General features: G+C 62.8%; 18 protein-coding genes and 1 pseudogene. 13 read left to right on the forward strand and 6 right to left on the reverse strand.

The genetic code is table 11. From position 1 onward, the window contains the following. Nucleotides 1-606: 606 nt before the first annotated feature. Nucleotides 607-1,449, reverse strand: a pseudogene (locus MchiMG62_RS13150) (Na/Pi cotransporter family protein); the annotation flags it as partial. A gap of 143 nt (nucleotides 1,450-1,592) precedes the next feature. Here MchiMG62_RS13150 and MchiMG62_RS01370 point away from each other — a divergent pair. Beyond that, on the forward strand, nucleotides 1,593-2,258 hold the full coding sequence (locus MchiMG62_RS01370) for a cytochrome c biogenesis CcdA family protein (protein ID WP_221057566.1): 666 nt from the start codon (nucleotides 1,593-1,595) through the stop codon (nucleotides 2,256-2,258). A gap of 6 nt (nucleotides 2,259-2,264) precedes the next feature. Here the strand turns inward: MchiMG62_RS01370 and MchiMG62_RS01375 are convergent, their stop codons facing one another. From MchiMG62_RS01375 to MchiMG62_RS01390, 4 genes are all read right to left on the reverse strand, one after another. Further along, nucleotides 2,265-2,792: a hypothetical protein gene (locus MchiMG62_RS01375; RefSeq protein ID WP_221057567.1), complete on the reverse strand. Its 528-nt coding sequence runs from the start codon at nucleotides 2,790-2,792 to the stop codon at nucleotides 2,265-2,267. A gap of 59 nt (nucleotides 2,793-2,851) precedes the next feature. Further along, entirely contained in the window at nucleotides 2,852-3,415 is a 564-nt protein-coding gene (locus MchiMG62_RS01380; protein WP_221057568.1) for a hypothetical protein, read from the reverse strand. A gap of 170 nt (nucleotides 3,416-3,585) precedes the next feature. Beyond that, entirely contained in the window at nucleotides 3,586-3,786 is a 201-nt protein-coding gene (locus tag MchiMG62_RS01385) for a hypothetical protein (protein WP_221057569.1), read from the reverse strand. Between the two features lie 15 nt (nucleotides 3,787-3,801). Beyond that, nucleotides 3,802-4,347 carry a Yip1 family protein gene (locus MchiMG62_RS01390; RefSeq protein WP_221057570.1) on the reverse strand — a complete coding sequence of 182 codons (546 nt, stop codon included), beginning with the start codon at nucleotides 4,345-4,347 and terminating at the stop codon, nucleotides 3,802-3,804. A gap of 352 nt (nucleotides 4,348-4,699) precedes the next feature. On the opposite strand from MchiMG62_RS01390, the gene MchiMG62_RS01395 reads away from it, so the two are divergent. The 12 genes from MchiMG62_RS01395 to MchiMG62_RS01450 all read left to right on the forward strand — a co-directional run bounded on the left by MchiMG62_RS01395 (nucleotide 4,700) and on the right by MchiMG62_RS01450 (nucleotide 15,624). Next, nucleotides 4,700-5,371 (forward strand): hypothetical protein, encoded by a 672-nt coding sequence (locus tag MchiMG62_RS01395; RefSeq protein WP_221057571.1) that lies wholly within the window; start codon nucleotides 4,700-4,702, stop codon nucleotides 5,369-5,371. A 77-nt stretch (nucleotides 5,372-5,448) separates the two neighbouring features. Further along, nucleotides 5,449-6,576, forward strand: coding sequence for a PQQ-binding-like beta-propeller repeat protein (locus tag MchiMG62_RS01400; RefSeq protein ID WP_221057572.1), 1,128 nt, complete (start codon nucleotides 5,449-5,451; stop codon nucleotides 6,574-6,576). Nucleotides 6,577-6,659: 83 nt separating this feature from the next. Continuing rightward, entirely contained in the window at nucleotides 6,660-7,079 is a 420-nt protein-coding gene (locus MchiMG62_RS01405) for a MarR family winged helix-turn-helix transcriptional regulator (protein ID WP_221057573.1), read from the forward strand. Between the two features lie 57 nt (nucleotides 7,080-7,136). Next, complete coding sequence (gene lon / locus MchiMG62_RS01410; RefSeq protein WP_221057574.1) at nucleotides 7,137-9,521, forward strand: endopeptidase La; 2,385 nt, start codon at nucleotides 7,137-7,139, stop codon at nucleotides 9,519-9,521. A gap of 181 nt (nucleotides 9,522-9,702) precedes the next feature. Continuing rightward, the gene (locus MchiMG62_RS01415) at nucleotides 9,703-10,257 is read left to right on the forward strand and encodes a hypothetical protein (protein ID WP_221057575.1); all 555 of its coding nucleotides are present in this window, start codon (nucleotides 9,703-9,705) and stop codon (nucleotides 10,255-10,257) included. Nucleotides 10,258-10,302: 45 nt separating this feature from the next. After that, a complete protein-coding gene (locus tag MchiMG62_RS01420; RefSeq protein WP_221057576.1) occupies nucleotides 10,303-10,704 on the forward strand; it encodes a hypothetical protein in 402 nt (133 codons plus the stop codon). A 23-nt stretch (nucleotides 10,705-10,727) separates the two neighbouring features. Beyond that, complete coding sequence (locus MchiMG62_RS01425) at nucleotides 10,728-11,225, forward strand: hypothetical protein (RefSeq protein WP_221057577.1); 498 nt, start codon at nucleotides 10,728-10,730, stop codon at nucleotides 11,223-11,225. Nucleotides 11,226-11,281: 56 nt separating this feature from the next. Next, nucleotides 11,282-11,911 (forward strand): hypothetical protein, encoded by a 630-nt coding sequence (locus MchiMG62_RS01430; RefSeq protein ID WP_221057578.1) that lies wholly within the window; start codon nucleotides 11,282-11,284, stop codon nucleotides 11,909-11,911. Nucleotides 11,912-12,058: 147 nt separating this feature from the next. Then, complete coding sequence (locus tag MchiMG62_RS01435) at nucleotides 12,059-13,021, forward strand: hypothetical protein (RefSeq protein ID WP_221057579.1); 963 nt, start codon at nucleotides 12,059-12,061, stop codon at nucleotides 13,019-13,021. 239 nt (nucleotides 13,022-13,260) lie between these two features. After that, nucleotides 13,261-13,692: a hypothetical protein gene (locus MchiMG62_RS01440; protein WP_221057580.1), complete on the forward strand. Its 432-nt coding sequence runs from the start codon at nucleotides 13,261-13,263 to the stop codon at nucleotides 13,690-13,692. Between the two features lie 17 nt (nucleotides 13,693-13,709). Beyond that, nucleotides 13,710-14,810: a carboxypeptidase regulatory-like domain-containing protein gene (locus MchiMG62_RS01445; protein ID WP_221057581.1), complete on the forward strand. Its 1,101-nt coding sequence runs from the start codon at nucleotides 13,710-13,712 to the stop codon at nucleotides 14,808-14,810. Nucleotide 14,811: 1 nt separating this feature from the next. Continuing rightward, nucleotides 14,812-15,624, forward strand: a complete 813-nt coding sequence (locus MchiMG62_RS01450; RefSeq protein WP_221057582.1) for a hypothetical protein — start codon at nucleotides 14,812-14,814, stop codon at nucleotides 15,622-15,624. Between the two features lie 10 nt (nucleotides 15,625-15,634). Here MchiMG62_RS01450 and MchiMG62_RS01455 read toward each other — a convergent pair whose 3' ends face one another. After that, a complete protein-coding gene (locus tag MchiMG62_RS01455) occupies nucleotides 15,635-16,120 on the reverse strand; it encodes a helix-turn-helix domain-containing protein (protein ID WP_221057583.1) in 486 nt (161 codons plus the stop codon). Between the last annotated feature and the right edge of the window lie 16 nt (nucleotides 16,121-16,136).

Consider the following 16,136-nt stretch of genomic DNA (forward strand, 5'->3'; position numbering starts at 1 on the left):
GATGGCGAACTGGAGTTCGACGTCCCGGGCGCGGAGTTCTGCAACGGTGTCATCCTCGATCGCCGGAAAGAGGCGGCCGAGCCCGACGATGTTCTCATCGAGGATCCGGTAGACGCTCTCGGTCTTCTCTCTGAGAACGTTGAAGGCGCCGTTTCCGTTCCGGGCTGCTATCTGGAAAAATTCCCCGAGATCTGCCCCGAGATACCCGAGCCGGCCGATCTCGTTCGACATCCGGACGAGGAAGACTACCTCGGTCGCTTCCCGATCCGTGAGCTGTCGCCGTGAGATCTCACGGAGAGCCTGCCCGATCCTCCCGTCAAGATGGATATTGAGGTCTTTGAGTCGATCGACCATCTGGTAATCCGACTCTTTCGATGTCGCAAGGTAGGCCATCGCCGCCCGGAAGAGGTCGAGCGTGACCTCGTGGGCATGCCCGAGCTCCTTTCGGATCAGTCCGAACCCGAGCTCTGTGTCGTCGGGGACGCCGTCCTCGAGGTAGCGCGTCCGCATCAGGACCTCGGGCTCATCCCCGGGCACCAGCCACGTAATGAACCGCCCGAACTGGTTGATGAGGAGGAGGAAGACCGTTGCCGTGAGCAGATTGGAGATGAGGTGGGCGTTTGCCACCATCTGCGCCTCGGTTCCGCCGATCGTCATGATGAGTTCGGTGAATGGCATGAGGAACGGGAGGATCAGGAGCACTCCCCCGAGGTTTAAGGTGAAGTGGGCCACCGCCGCTCGCCGGGAGTGGAGGTTCATCCGGGAGGAGGCGATGAGGGTTCCTGTGGTCGAGCCGATGTGTGCGCCGAGGATGAGCGGGATTGCCTGCGGGAGGGTGAGCAATCCCTGCTGGGCGAGGATGACGGCAAGGCCAGTCGTGACGGCGCTCGACTGCACCATGGCGGTGAAGAGGAACCCGATCAGGATGGCGAGGGGAAGCGCCGAGTACTCCGCAACGAAGCCGATGATCTCGGGGTTGTTCTGGAACGGCACGAGCGCCATCGATATGAGGTTTAAACTGAAGAAGACGAGGCCGAAGTAGAAGAGAGGTTTCCCGAGGAACTTGTAGCGCCGCCCGAATATCCCGACGAGGAACCCGATCGGGATCAGCACCTGTCCGAACGCCGTCATCTTGAAGGCGACGAGCTGGGCTGTGATGGTCGTCCCGACGCTTGCGCCGATGATGATCCCGAGGCTCTGGATGAACGAGAGCGTCCCGGTGTTGACGAGGCTGACGGTGATGATCGTCGTTGCCATGCTCGACTGGACGAGGGCGGTGACGACGGCGCCGAGGATCGCGCCGAGGATCGGCCGCTTGGTCACTCTGCCGAGGATTGCCGCAAAGCTACCCTTCGCGACGGCGAGAATCTCCCGGGAGAAGTTCTCGATTCCGTAGAAGAAGAGGATCAGGCCGGGTACGACGGCGAATAGTATCTCCCACGGGACCATTATTGTTCTATACCTATAGGCCCTCTGATCTGAAAATAACTCTCTTCCGTATCTTTGGTGGTTTTCTCCCGGGATAGAATGGCGTATTCCTCCCGGGGTTCGGGACCGCAGGTATAATTCCGGTCGCCGTCCAACCTCTCCTGATGGCAGCCTTCGACCCCTCGGTCCTCGGGATCTTCATCTTCGGCCTCGTCGCCGGGATCTGCCCGTGCAACAGTGTCCTGTGCCTGGGCCTGATCGGCTACCTGACGAGTGGGAAGACCGATCTCTCGCTCGCCGGCATCCTCAAACTGACCGTGTCGTTCTCGCTCGGCACCGTCCTCGTCCTCATGCCGCTCGGGGCGGTCGCGGGGTACGTCGGGGAATACCTCCTCTTCCTGAACGAGGCGGTTGCGTGGGGGATCGGCGGGGTGCTGATGATCCTGATGGGGCTGCAGCTCCTCCACGTCTACAAGCCGCCGATACGGAGCATCTTCAACCTCTTCCGGGCTCCCGCCTCCTACTCCGTCACGGGGGCGTTCCTGCTCGGGCTCTCGTTCGGGGCGATCACCGTGGGGCGCGGGGCACCGATGCTCCTCATCGTCCTGACCTACATCGCGCTCTACCAGACGGCCCTCGAGGGGCTGTTTACGATCCTCGTCTACGCCGTGGGGCTCGCGCTCCCCCTCATCGTCATCAGCTCGCTCGGCGGCGCGGTCGGGAAGAAGGTCAAAGAGAGGGCGAGGGTGAGCGGCGAGGTCTTCGACCGGGTCGTCGGCGTCGCAATCGTCCTGATCGGGGCTTATTTCCTCTACCTGGCCTTTTTCTAATTCAGTTCATCGGGCCTGCCGGCTGCACTGAGAGGCGAGCGCGAGGAGCATGATGCCGAGCAGCGGGAGCCCAACGTAGACGTAGGCCGCTCCGGCGAACTCATAGAGCGACGGCGAGTCGACCCGGATATTCGCCGGGAGTGATGGGGCGAGGAAGAGGCCGTATGCCCAGGCCATGCCGAAGAGACTGATGATCCCCGCCTCGATCACGGAGAACCACGCGAACGTCCCCTGCCTGAACGGGAGCGCTCCGAGCAGGAGGACGAGGGCCGTCGGGGCGAGGAGCACGGTCGCGAACAGGCTGATCCCGGAGGACTGCGGCACCGGGCCGAAGGCGGCGAGTGCCGCAAGAAGCGCCGCGAGCGGCACCGCCGCCCACCACCTGCCGCCCTCCTGCGCCAGAGCGAACGAGAAGAGCGCCGCTCCCGCGAGCGAGACGATGCAGAAGAGGAGGAGCACCGGCGAGAGGTCTGCAGCCCCGTATATGGACCTGCCGGGGTAGGCGAACCGGGCATACACCCCGGTCACGGGCACGGCGATGAAGTATGCCGCGGTGAGGGCGAGGGCGAGCGTTTTTCTCTTCGGGGCCGTATCTATCCCTCCTCTTCAGCGTGCCTCTCTTCCCGAAACCCTGGATCGAAGGCGGCGACCGTCCGGAGAACGATATAGAGGATCGCGGCGATGAGCACGCACTCGAGGTAGAACCCGAAGACCGCGAACCCGGAGAAGAACAGGCGGTAGGCGAGGGTGTCCACCGCGAGCGGCAGGACGCCCATGATGCCGTCGAAGAGCCACCCGAAGACCGGCACGCTCTCCGCGAGGAGGGGGGCGGGGCCGCCCGGCCACCGGTCCGGGTTGATCACCAGGGCGGCGACGAACGGGACGGTGGCTGCGATGGCGGCGAGCAGCGCCTGCTGCTCTCTCCTGACCGGGACGGCGCCCGGGATGAGCGGGAGCGGCGTCGCGGCCCCCGCGGCCGCGAGGATGACGATCACGAGAACAAAGACGGGGAGGACGGACGGTGGCGCCGCCCCCGGTGCCCCGGAGACGGTTCCGGCGATACCCGCCCAGACTGTGCATGCAACGACCGCGACGAGCGGGGGAATGGCCGGCGAGAACCGGCTCCGGGGAAGAGAGGCGACGATCTTACGCGACATATTGCACCGTTCTCGGCATGGTTCGGCTCCCGTGTCCTGTAAACCTGCGGGAAATGTCAACGTTCTTCTATAAACGATTTCTGTCACAATCGTCTACACGTCGGGGCGCTTTGAGCCGTTCTGTTCCCGAAGAGATGCCTTGATGCGGCTCTTCCGCCGCGGCACAATGGTCAGCCCGGCTGCTTCTTCCGGCACCGTTTGCTCGCAACCTGCACGATGAGGCTGCCAAACAGCAGGATGAAGAACAGGTACCGGGCAAGGGCGCCGGGCCGGCCGTGCAGGATTATATCCTGGTAGAAGTTGACCGCGAGAACGACTGCGGCGAGGGCGAGGAGCAGTTTCCACAGGAACGAGAGGTGGTTGCAGTTCATGACCGTCACCGTTTATCAGATTCCCACCGCGCGATGGAGGTAGAACGCGAGGACCACGCCGGTTGCAAGAGCGACGAAGACGGCCCGGTCCTTCGACTTCTCGTGGAATATCCGTACGCCGAAGAAGGTCGAGAGGCAGAACCAGGCGAGGAACAGCAGGCCGGCAAACGGGATCTTCAGGAGGACCGCCCAGGAGAAGAGGATGAGCGGCGAGAGAGCATAGACCGTTGATTTCATCGTCTGCTCGAACTCGCGGTGGACGTCGACGAAGAGCAGGAAGAAGTGCTCGACGAGGCTGACGGCGAGGAGGGCGACGGCCCCGGTTATCAGGCCCTGCACGAGGACGATCAGGGTGCCGGCTACGAGAAACCAGATCAGGTGCAGCCCGTCAATCTCCGCCGTCTCTCCCGTAAGGAGGGGTAGCATCATGAAGAGAACCGATGCGACTGCGACGATCGCGAAGTAAAATATGAGATCGTCGCGCAGCGGCTTTTCGTTGAGTTTCTGAAAGACCCGCCGGGGGCCGGGGAAGGCGCTTTCCGGTGATATCTCTGTCGACATGGTTCTCCTCTCCCGGACAGCGGGAATCACCCTTCCGAGTGCCGGCTCCGGTATCAATCGATGAGAAATCGACGTTTTCCTATAAACGTTCTCTGTCTGAATTGTCTACGCACCGGGAGCGTTCGATAGACCTCTCATTCGCAAAAAACTACCATGAGGCCGGTCAGTGCGGCAGGGAATCAACCGGCGCAGAAGACGCCCCTGGTGGGCTGCGGCGAATTTTCCGGAGCAAAACGAGTGAATCCGGCTCGACGTGTAGAGGATCGTGACAGAAATCGTTTATAGGGGAACGTTGAGTTCTCATGCATAGATCCCGGAAGACGGGCCCACCCGGCCGGGAGATGGTGAGGAGATGGACGGACAACGTACCAATACCAAAAAAACCGTACTGAACCTATTGATAGCAGTCACCATCCTTGCCGTGGTGGTCTTCCTGCTCTTCCTTGGCCCTGCGTTCGTCTCGACGACCATGCCGAACGACTCCTACATGATCGAGATCACCGGTCTCTCCGGTCTTGCCGTGAACGGCACCGCCACGGTCATGATCCCGGTTCCGGCGAACGCGAAGGGCGAGCTGGTGATCTTCGAGTCGTCCGGCGTTCGCCAGCCCGACGGGTGGTATGCGGCAATCCGGGAGACGCCGTATGGAAAGATGCTTGCGTTCACGACGACAGAAGGCTACCCGCAGGATATCTTCGTACCGTCCGGTGAGTTCGAGACGAAGGAAGAGCCGCGACTGCTCGTGCCGGTCCTCGCAACCCCGGACAACGCGAGCGTCGCCGAGTTCACCCGGGGGTCGGGCGGCACCTACACCACGGTCGTCTTCCTTGACGGTTTCGTCCCGCCGGAGAACGTCACATCGATCTCGTTCGACCTCGAGTACCAGGGCGGCGGCGGTGTGAAACATCTGATCAAGGAGGGGATCTGGACGGCGACGGTGCATACGGCTGTTCCGAGCACAACGTCGGGATTCGTTCCGGTTCCGGCAGGATACCATGTTATTGCCGGGGGTATCAATCTATAATGACCGACTCCGGGAGAGAAGATCTCCATCGATTGAAACGTATGCTCGTTGGCGGCAAAACTCATGCAGCCCGTAAAATGGCGATATCTCTTGCTCTTTTATCCCTCATCGTCTTCACTGCCGTATCGGGATGCCTCTCGATCGACGCTGTCGCCGACCGTCATGCTCTCTCCGTCACCCGAACCGACGCCGCCGGTACCGAGATCTGGCACACCGCTTTTGATGGAGGGGGCGACGAATACGGCACCGTCCTTTTGCCGGTTTCGGACGGCGGTCTGCTTGTCGGAGGGTCGGTCAAACAATCTCCGGGAAGCGACGAGCACGCCCTGCTGCTCAAGATCGCGGAGGACGGCCGGATCGAGTGGAACCGGTCGTTTCCGACACGGTATGGCGTTGAGACAGTCGTCTCCCACCCTGACGGCAGTTTCACCGCCGGGACGGGTGACGGGTCTCTATTCCGGGTGGCCGGCGACGGGACACCGGTCTGGAGCAACCAGGTTTCGGGGTCCGTGCTTGGAGTCTCCGGTCTGCCGGATGGAGGTATCGTGGCTGCAGGGAGCAGGCACGAGAGGGATGTCTGGGTGGCGGTCGTGAACGGTACCGGGTCGCCCCTCCGGGAAGAGACCTACCCGGATCTCGGCCGGGGACGGGCTCTGGGGGTCGCTTCGGCATCGGACGGGGGGTGCATCGTTGCAGGGACGACGGACAGCCAGCCGCTCTGGGTGATGCGGCTTGATGGAGAGGGCAACGTCATCTGGAGCCGCACCTTCGAGGAAGGGCCCGAGTTTATCGGGGTCATGCTTCACCGTGTATGTTCGGTGCAAGAGAAGCCGGACGGCAGCGTGGAACTGCTCTATAAGGTCGGCCGGGCCCTGAAAGGAGAGGAAGCCGGAGGATCGGTCACGGTCGACCGAACTCTCGCCCGGGACGGTTCGGACATGAGCGTAACGGAGTTCTATATGCCCTGCCCGGTTACCCGGGCCTCCGACGGGGGTTACGCCTGTGCCTCCCTCGAGAGTTCCGAGGGCGAGGGTTACACCATGGGAAACCATCTCGGGTCGCCGATTCACGTGACGAGATGTGACGATCGCGGTGAGATTGTCCGGGTCAGTACCGGCACGGAGGCGGAGGTGGAAATCGTCACGGATATCGTGCAGACCCCGGATGGGGGGTTTGCGGTTCTTGGTGGGTCTACGAAGACCTGACCCCTCAAGAGCCCGTATGCTCTCCCGGTGCCGGCCACCACAACCTTTATAGTTAGGTCGACCCAAACTAATGGGTATCAACCATGGCGGCGAGACGTGAGCACCTGTTCGAAGTGTTTGATCGCCTGATCGCCATCAAAAATGAATGTTCCTCCGAGATCATCTCCGAATGCGGGCTTGCCGACGTGACGGCGAAGCAGGTCGCCTACCTGAAAGTCATCGACGGGCACCGCGACATGACGTTCAGCAGGCTCGCCGAGATCACCCGGAACTCAAAACCCACCGTCACGGAGATGGTCGATCGGTTCACCCGGATGGAGTGCGCCTACCGCCAGAAGTGCCCCGACGACGGGCGGGTCACCTACATCCGGCTGACCGAGAAGGGGCGGATGCTGGCAAACGCCGAGCAGAACGCGCTCCACCGGATGATCGAGAGGGTGGTGCGGACGCTCGATGAGAACGAAGTGGATCTCCTGGTGGAGATCCTGAGAAAGGTCGGATGATTTTTTTTGGCCGGCCGTATTGTTAGGTAAATGCGAACTAAACAACCCGGAGACATCATGAACTCACCACAACAAGACACCAGTCGAGACTACATCGTCATACCGCTCTTCGAGACCGTGGTCTACCCCGAGACCCGGACGAAACTCCAGGTCGAGACGGCCGTCGGAGAAGCGCTGATCGCCGCCATGAAGAGCGACGGATCGGCATACGCGGTCGGTCTGACTGCGAAGAGCGGGGCGGAAACCCCTGAGGATCCGGCCGACGCATTCTATTCGACCGGGAACCTCCTCATGATCGCACACGTACAGCCCGCAGACGACGGCTACCTGATCTTTGCGCACGCAACGCGCCGGGTGAAGGCCGTGGCCGTCTCGGAGAGGGACGGGCAGTACTATGCCGTCTGCGAACCGCTCCCGGACGTACCGGACCTCGACGAAGGTGGCCGGGCAGAGATGCTCAAGCGTGTCAGAGCGGCCGTCCACGAGATCAGCGGCAACTTCCAGGGCTCCGAGCAGTTCACGCGGCCCGTCGACAGGATGGAGTCCGTCGACCAGATCATGGGGTTCGTCATGCCCTTCCTGCCGATCGGCGTTGCCGAGAAGCAGTCGCTCCTCGAGATCGTCTCCGTCCGGGAGCGCTACACCGCGTTCCTCCGGATCCTGGTGAACCTGAACGAGAGCATCAACCTCCGGATCGAGGTGGCGAAGAAGGCCAACGAGAAGGTCGGGAAGGCGAACCGCGAAGCGATGCTCCGCGAGCAGCTCCGGGTGATCCAGGACGAGCTCAACGGCTGCGAGGGCTCGTCCGGCGAGGAGAACTACCGGGAGCGGATCGAGCGCTCGACGATGCCCGAGGAGGTGCGCAAGAAGGCTCTTGCCGAACTGAAGAAACTCGAGACGGGCGGGAGCCAGCACCACGAGAGCCAGGGGATCCGGAACTACCTCGACCTCCTGCTCGATCTCCCCTGGACGGTCGAGAAGAAGAGCATCGATATCGAGGAGGCCCGCCGGGTGCTGGAGAGCAACCACAACGGCCTCGAGAAGGTCAAGGAGCGGATCGTCCAGCACCTCGCGGTCATGAAACTCAAGGAGGAGAAGCAGGGCTCGATCCTCCTCTTCGCGGGTCCGCCCGGCACGGGCAAGACGAGCCTCGGACGGAGCATCGCCGACGCGCTGGGGAGGAAATACGTCCGGATCAGTCTCGGCGGCGTCAAGGACGAGGCGGAGATCCGCGGGCACCGGCGGACCTACGTCGGGTCGCTCCCCGGCCGGATCATCCAGGGGATGAAGCGGGCGGGGGCGAAGAACCCGGTCTTCATCCTCGACGAAGTCGACAAGCTTGCCGTTTCGTACGCCGGCGACCCGGCGAGCGCTCTGCTTGAGGTCCTCGACCCCGAGCAGAACAGCACGTTCTCGGACCACTACCTGGAGGTCCCCTACGACCTCTCGGACGTGCTCTTCATCGCGACGGCGAACTCGCTTGCGACGATCCCGGCGCCGCTGCTGGACCGGATGGAACTGATCGAGATCTCGGGCTACACGAAGAACGAGAAGTTCGCGATCGCGAAAGACCACCTCCTGCCGGAGACGCTCGAGGAGCACGGCCTGACCGCGGATCACCTCCTGGTCGAGGACGAGGCCGTCTCGGCGATCATCGACCGCTACACCCGGGAAGCGGGTGTCCGGACGCTCAAGAAGCAGCTTGCCCGGATCGCCCGGCATGTCTCGGCGAAAGTGGTCTCGGGAACCGTCGACCTCCCGGTCGTCGTGACGGCGGAGATGCTCCCCGAGATCCTGGGCCGGGAGACCGTCCGGCCGGACGTGGCGCGGAAGGAGAACCCGCCCGGCGTCGTGACGGGTCTCGCCTGGACGCCGGTCGGCGGGGACATCCTCTTCATCGAGGGGACGTTCATGCCCGGCAAAGGGAAACTGACGCTGACCGGCCAGCTCGGCGACGTGATGAAGGAGTCGGCCCAGATATCCCTCAGCCTGATCCGCTCGAGGCTCGCGGCCATCGCGACCGGGTTCGACTTCTTCGCAAGCGACATCCACATCCACGTGCCGGCGGGGGCGACCCCGAAGGACGGACCGTCGGCGGGCGTGACCCTCTTTACGGCCCTCGCCTCCCTGGTCACGGGGAGAACGGTCGACCCGACGGTCGCGATGACCGGCGAGGTGACCCTCTCCGGCGCCGTCCTCCCCGTAGGCGGGATCAAGGAGAAGGTCCTTGCGGCCCACCGGGCCGGGATCAGGATGGTCATCCTCCCGCGGGAGAACGAGCGGGACCTCGAGGATGTCCCTGAGGATGTGCGGAGCGATCTTGCGTTCGTGACCGTCGAGACGATCGAGGACGTCCTCCGCGAGGCGCTCGGGATAGAACTCCACGGCCCGGTCGTGCCGTATGCGGGGAAGAACCGGTGCGTCCCCGCGCACAACCTCTGAAGATCCCTTGGGTTCGGGCACCTCCTCTTTTACCCCGCTCCGTGCTTTTTTTTTGCTCACCAGGCCCCGCCCGGGGAGCCGGTTGTCCCGAAGCGGCCCGACGTGTAGAGGATCGTGACAGAAATCGTTTATAGAGGTACGTCGACCTCTCCCGCATGGACGAGCCGGGGGATGAAGCGGGATGAGACGCTCCCTCATCGGGGGCGCCGCTCTTCTGGTCTGCGTGTTCGTCGCAGCAGCGGTCGTGCTGGGTGCAGGCGCTCAGAATCCCGCCGGCGTCCCGGTTCTGGCCGTCGGCGATTCTACACACGTAATCGTCGCGGGCGCGACATCGGTCTCCGACCTTGCAGCCGCCGGGATTCCGGCGCCGGATGAACTCAAGATCCCGAAGGGCGCCGGGCGCTACGATATCGTGACGTTCAACCACGCTGCCCTCTCCCGGGAGATGGAAGGCGGCACGCTTCTCCTTCGCGTCCGCGGAACGGAATACCTTGCCGAGGTGCATCGGATGAACTTCGAGCAGATCGACGACGACATCGACTCCTACGAGGGGAGGATCGTCGGTGTCGGCGAAAGCGACGTCCTCCTGACGACCTCGGAGAACGGCCTTATCGGGAGCGTGACGCTCGGCCGCGAGACGTTCCGGATCGAGGGGGTCGAGCCCCGTGCGCGTGCCGAACGGTCGGCATCCCCCCTGCACATCATATACAGTTCGAGGGGTGCGGGATGGTTCTGAGAAGCGGCGGTATGAGCGGGAGCGCGGGATCCCGGAGGAGGTTGCATGGAGCCTGACAGAAAGCGCCTGATTGCCTTAGGGGTTTTCGCGTTCATCGGCGTCGTCGTCCTCGTCGCGGTGACCGTGTTCGGAGTTACGACCCTCATTGCCCTGATCACGGGAGTCGACGGGCCTCCGAAGGCGTTGACCGTGGAGGTGGTCGGGGAAGGGAAGTTGCAGAACGCATCCGTCATCCACCTGACCGACCGGGACCTGAAGCAGCACCCGGTGCTTGCCGCCGCGATCCGGGAGGCCGGCAACGAGTCCAACGTGGTGAGATCTGCGTCGGTCCCGATGACAGAGGTCGAGTGCCTCGCACTCACCGAGTCCTTCGGCGTGTATACAGCGAATGCGCCGATCCTCGAGTACGATGGAGTATACTACGCCACTCGCGTCCTGCTCCACTAGGCTCGCGTCAAAACAGGTGCAGAATGGAAGACGGTAAGAAACCCGGCAACCGGCTCAGAACGGCGGGACTCGTCGCCGCGTGCGGCCTTATCGGCATCGTCGCCGTCGCACTCGGCTTCATGCTCGCCGACGCTCTCATCATCTACGCGATGGAGGGTTCGGGCGGGCAGCCAATGCTCTACGTCATGGAGCAGGCGGAGCCGGGAGAGAACGTGGTCGTCCCCCTGACCGAGCGGGACTTTGCCGACCACCCGGCGCTCGATGCGGTCATCCGTGGCGACGAGCGCAACCCGTCGGCGTGGGAGTGGGGTATGAGCGACCGGCGCTTCATCGGGGGAACCAACGTCTCGTATGCGGAGAGCAAGGCGCTCCAGGACACTTACGGCCCCGACCGGGAGACGTGGGTCTACCCGCACCTGGAGTACGAAGGGGCGTACTACCTGGTGGTGACGACGTGGCCGTGCAGGGGGGTTTTAGCCGGATGGCGGGTGCGCTCTGGAAGGTCGCAGAGGGTACGTTGAAATGATGCAGAGTTCGTACCGGCTGAAACTCCCTACTACGAATTAGCGGTGATTGAATGAAAACCAAATGCTCCCTGTTTATTGTTCTCATGATCCTGCTGGCGTCCTGCGGTTGTGTCGATACCCGGGAAGTCGTCGGGGATGATGGCATGCAGAACGGCACCACGGAAGGACCGCCGATAAACGACTATTTTACACCCACCTCTGGGGCTACCGGAGGCACGGAGATGCCTGTCGACCTCTCGCAGCTCGAGATCAGAGGCGGGCCGGACTTCAGCCCGAATGTCACGTTAATCTCCTCGATTCTCCGGAATGATACGCGTACCGGGCTCCTGATCGAGAATGGGTGGAACATCACATCGATCACCGAAAAAAACGATGAAAATGACCGCGCCGGGGGCTCAGCCGCAGTGGAGTTCCAAAAGGACGGGCTGTCGTTCTACATCGGAGTCGATGAACAGGAGGGGCGTACCGCCGGGGGCTACTGCGATGCCGAGATCTGGATTGCAGAGCCCGTTTCAGGTTCTCGTCCCGAGGGTTATCATCAGGCTAAGGATAAGATGGAGGGATGGTGGCACGTCTTCGATGACCGGAACGAGAGGGTCGTTATGATCTATAACAGCACGACGCTCTTCTACCTCTCTCCATCGTACTCGATCATCGATACGGAGGGGATACTTGACTGATCTCACGTTGAGGTGCCGACGCTCGCAGGCAACGTTGTGGGAGTACATGAACGGAACCGTGTGGTGCGTTGAAACGCCGCGGGATCTGGGTTGCACACCGGCAGTCAGAGAGGCCGAAAGATGAGGAATACTCCGCTCATCGTTCTTTTGCTGTTTATCTCAGCATGTATCGCGGGCTGCTGCACCGACAAAACGGCCGATCCTGCAGGCCCGACGGGCGACACGCAGGGGACACCGGCGCAACAGTACCCCGAGATCAACGTATCGGAGATCCCTGTAGCCACCCCAGAGTTGATTCGAACAAACGGCTCATACATCGCCGGGATTGCGCTCGGGGACGAGCGGGCACGGGCCCTCGTCCGGCACGGCGGCAAACCCGAGTCGGTTGCCGTGCTCTTCCACTCGTGCCCGCAAAACGACCCGTACTGCAACCAGAACCCGAGCCTCGTCATCCGCTACGGGGAGATCCGGTTTGCCGTCACCGTCGACGAGACGGCCGGAACGGTGCTCGGGGGCTCTGCACTCGTGCCGAACACGCCCTCCCGGGCATATTACAAGACCCGCGACATCTCGACCGGAACCGATACCGTCTACCTGGGGGATGCCCCGATCATGACCTACAACGGGACGTCGCTCCTGTACCTGAACGAGTCGTACGGTCGTTCTTCCGGGCCGGCAGAATCTTCCCCCGACCTTGACGGGATCGTGGCGCGGTACCGGGTGGCCCACCCGTCCGGGGATATCGACACCGGCTTCACCCACGAACCCTGCGAGGCTTACTCGAAGACCGGGGAGTTTGTCGAGGCCGTCGGCGGGCTCTTCGATCTCGTCCGGGAGGATCCCGCCACCGCCCGGCTCCTCTCCGAAGGGGGCGAGATCGCGGGCGTCGTTGTCGTCTGCCCGCCGTCCGCCGCGTCCGAACCGGGGGGCCCGGGATGCTACCCTGCGGTCCGCGTCAGGTACGGGGAGATGACGATCGACTACCTCGTCAACATCGACTGTATGTGCATCGAGAGGGCTTCCGTCGAGGTTCCGTCTGGATATCTCTCCCGTACGGTCGATAATGTGACCTATATCATTCACGACGGCGACGTGGTACTCGCCCTCTGAAGGACGGGCGCGCCTCTGGTTCCCGGCCAGCGGCGGCTTTGTTTGGGTTTAAAATCGATCGGGAAGGCCCGACGTGTAGACGATTGTCACAGAAATCGTTTATAGAAGAACGTCGACCTCTCCCGCGTGGATACCGGTATCCCGAAGCGCGGGTCCGGTCGTGCGACCCGCCAAAAACCGGGTCGGCACACCGGCGGAGGGTAGATGGAGGAAGATGCAGCCGTTCTTGAGGGGATTCGATGACGCCGTCGCGTCATGAGAAGGGCACCCGGCTGAAGCGATACCTCATCGCGGTCGTGGTCGCCGGGCTCCTCCTGTTCGGCTGCTACGTCGCTGTTTCCTCCTACATCGCCGCGACCATCCCGCCCGACGAACTCCTGCTCTACGAAGTCACGGAGGAGACGGCCCGGGAGGGTATCGTCATTCCCCTCGATGAGGAGATGTTCCGGAACCTGCCCGTCCTGGACGCGATCCTCCGGGGTGAGGGGCATGAGGACGAAGGGGGCCCGTATATGCCCGGGGACATCCGGTTGGTGGGGAGCGTTGAGTACCCGGAGAAGATCCGCCAGGAGACGATTGATGCCTACATCTTCGATAGCGAGACCGGCAAGCGGAAGTACTTCGAGTATGAGGGCCGGTATTACCGGGTCGGGACGATTTACCGGGACTGAACGGTGAGGGATTGAAAATGAACGGAACAACCAGAACATGGACACTCCTCCTCCTCGCGCTGCTGCTCGCGGCCGTCCCGGCGGCGGGCGCAGATCTCGATCCCAATCACTACGTGATCCCGGAACTGAAAGTGAACGAGTCGATCGAGACGATCGCCATATCCGGGGTGTTGACCCTTCAGCCGGAGTGGGACGGGAGTGTGACCACCGGGATACCGTTCGGCTCGATCATGGTTCATACTGCCGACGCAAGAACACTGATCTTCGATAGCGACGGGAACCAGCTGCTCTCCATCAGCGACGAACTCTCTGCAAAAGTCCCCACCCCTGCGGGTGTCGAGAAGCCCTGCACCTGGGTGCACCAGCTCCCGAACGACTCCCGGGTCTATCATCACGACAACGCGACCTTCATCTTCGGCAAGGCCGGGGACCTCATCCTGACCGTCATCAACGAGCACCCGCCGCCCGTCGAAGACCCGATCACCATCAACATCACCTCCCCGGCCGAGGGCGAGACGGTCTGGATCGACGTCGTTCCGCCCCGCGTCGCCGTCGTCGGGGAGGTCCACGCCCCCACGGGTCTGCACAACGTGGTTGTGCGGAGCGGAACCGGGGAGGTCTCGTGCGGGAACCGGCCCGAGTTCGCCTGCTCGGTCCCGGTCTCCACGGGGGAGAACACGATAACCGTCACGGCAACGGACAACTATGGGCGCCAGGCCGAGAAGACCGTGAACGTGACCGTCCGTATCGGTCTCCCGCCGCCCCCGGCGATCGCCGTCTCGGGCAGGGTGACGAATGCCGGTGGCAACCCGGTTCCCGGTGCACTGGTGCGGTTCGAGTCGGTGTTTACGCTCGACGACGAACCCATCGCGGCGACGAACGTGACCGGAGAGGACGGCGGCTACCTGGTGGAAGGCGTCTTTGGCTACCGGCAGACGGTCACGGTCGAGAAGGAGGGCTACGCCCCCCTCCGGGAGGAGTTCATCTTTGAAAACCTGACGAACGATCTCGACCTGGAACTGGAGCCCCTCCCCCGGACGGTGCCGGGGTTCGGTTCCACGCTTGCTGTTCTCTCGCTTCTGGGTTTCTTCCTCCTCATCGGCCGGAAGGGGTGGTGAGATGACAGAGAAACGTTCGATAATCCCGGCGCTCCTCCTCACCGCCGCAGTCACGGCGCTGGCGGCGGGCTTTGCGGCTTTCGCGCCCGTCGCAGAGGTCACCGTAACCCCGCATGAGCAGATTGCCCCACAGGATCAGGCCCTGGTCCATATCGACTTCTTCACGGAGAAGAGGGATGCCCCGGTCGAGGGCGTGGATATCCTCTCCTCGATCCTGCGTTACGAACTCGCGGTCTACGATACAGAGGGTATCCATGATCGCCTGCTTTCCGGCGAACCGCTGGCGGTGCATATCGCCGGGCAGCCCTGCACGGCGGTTCTCGAGGAGTCGTTGCACGGCACCGGCTCCTTCACCGGCACCCTTTCCGGGGACGGCAGGGCGCACCTGACCATCAGCGGCGACGTCCTTCGCGGCTATTTCGAGACCGGCGGCGTCGCATACTGGGTGGAGAGCACCGGGCGGTACGACACCGAATCCCCGGGGAAGGTCATCCACTATCTCTTCTCCTCCGCCGACGTGAAAGGGCTGAGCGGCTGCTATCTCACGCTCTACAACATCAGCAACGGGGATCTAAAGGATTCCGGGTACCCTGCAGGCTGGACGGAAGCTGACTTCCTGAGTGCCGGCCACGAGATCGTCCCGCTCACCGATGCCGATCTCGTCGACCTCCCCAGGGTGAACGAGACCCTCCGCACCGGCTTTATGGAGGTTCCGCTCTCCGAGAACGAGACGATGCGCATCGTAGAGGGTTACCGGGGGAAGATCGCGGAGTATCGCGGGAACTACTACGTGATCGACTTCATAACGGCCTGATCCCCGGCTCCTACACCCTCTTTGCAATCGTCTCGATCGCCTCGATCAACGTCTGCTGCTGCGGTTTGATGATCGCGACCGGACAGTCGGCGATCTTCTCCACGATCGGCGCGAGGATCGGAGCGCAGATGATCCCGAGCGCCCCCTCCTTGTCGGCCCGGACGGCGGCGATGATGCACTCTTCAAGGGAATCGGCCGCGTAGCCCCGGATGTGGTATTGCTTCCCGCCGATGGGGAGGTCGCGGTTGTCGATCTCGTCGAGCAGGAACCGGGCCGCGATGACCGCGATGAAACTCTTCTCCCGGGGTTCGAGGACGTTCACGATCCGCCGGACGGTCGAGAGGCGTGGATCCGCCCTGCCCGACGTGAGTTTGTAGAGGGTTGCGGGCGGGATCCCGGCCCGTTCCGCGAGGTCGCGGATGCTCATATCCTGCCGGGCGAGTTCCTCCTGGAGCGCGTCGGCAAACTCTACTTCAAAGATCTTTCGCGAGAGCATATTGTTCTACTATAGT

The organism is Methanoculleus chikugoensis, from assembly GCF_019669965.1.
GTDB classification, from domain to species: Archaea; Halobacteriota; Methanomicrobia; order Methanomicrobiales; family Methanoculleaceae; genus Methanoculleus; species Methanoculleus chikugoensis.

Coding starts and splice junctions, on each gene's coding strand:
- MchiMG62_RS01370 (WP_221057566.1), top strand. CDS start 1,593: ATGGCAGCCTTCGACCCCTCGGTCCTCGGGATCTTCATCTTCGGCCTC.
- MchiMG62_RS01380 (WP_221057568.1), bottom strand. CDS start 3,415: ATGTCGCGTAAGATCGTCGCCTCTCTTCCCCGGAGCCGGTTCTCGCCG.
- MchiMG62_RS01385 (WP_221057569.1), bottom strand. CDS start 3,786: ATGAACTGCAACCACCTCTCGTTCCTGTGGAAACTGCTCCTCGCCCTC.
- MchiMG62_RS01390 (WP_221057570.1), bottom strand. CDS start 4,347: ATGTCGACAGAGATATCACCGGAAAGCGCCTTCCCCGGCCCCCGGCGG.
- MchiMG62_RS01395 (WP_221057571.1), top strand. CDS start 4,700: ATGGACGGACAACGTACCAATACCAAAAAAACCGTACTGAACCTATTG.
- MchiMG62_RS01400 (WP_221057572.1), top strand. CDS start 5,449: ATGGCGATATCTCTTGCTCTTTTATCCCTCATCGTCTTCACTGCCGTA.
- MchiMG62_RS01405 (WP_221057573.1), top strand. CDS start 6,660: ATGGCGGCGAGACGTGAGCACCTGTTCGAAGTGTTTGATCGCCTGATC.
- lon (WP_221057574.1), top strand. CDS start 7,137: ATGAACTCACCACAACAAGACACCAGTCGAGACTACATCGTCATACCG.
- MchiMG62_RS01415 (WP_221057575.1), top strand. CDS start 9,703: ATGAGACGCTCCCTCATCGGGGGCGCCGCTCTTCTGGTCTGCGTGTTC.
- MchiMG62_RS01420 (WP_221057576.1), top strand. CDS start 10,303: ATGGAGCCTGACAGAAAGCGCCTGATTGCCTTAGGGGTTTTCGCGTTC.
- MchiMG62_RS01425 (WP_221057577.1), top strand. CDS start 10,728: ATGGAAGACGGTAAGAAACCCGGCAACCGGCTCAGAACGGCGGGACTC.
- MchiMG62_RS01430 (WP_221057578.1), top strand. CDS start 11,282: ATGAAAACCAAATGCTCCCTGTTTATTGTTCTCATGATCCTGCTGGCG.
- MchiMG62_RS01440 (WP_221057580.1), top strand. CDS start 13,261: ATGACGCCGTCGCGTCATGAGAAGGGCACCCGGCTGAAGCGATACCTC.
- MchiMG62_RS01445 (WP_221057581.1), top strand. CDS start 13,710: ATGAACGGAACAACCAGAACATGGACACTCCTCCTCCTCGCGCTGCTG.
- MchiMG62_RS01450 (WP_221057582.1), top strand. CDS start 14,812: ATGACAGAGAAACGTTCGATAATCCCGGCGCTCCTCCTCACCGCCGCA.
- MchiMG62_RS01455 (WP_221057583.1), bottom strand. CDS start 16,120: ATGCTCTCGCGAAAGATCTTTGAAGTAGAGTTTGCCGACGCGCTCCAG.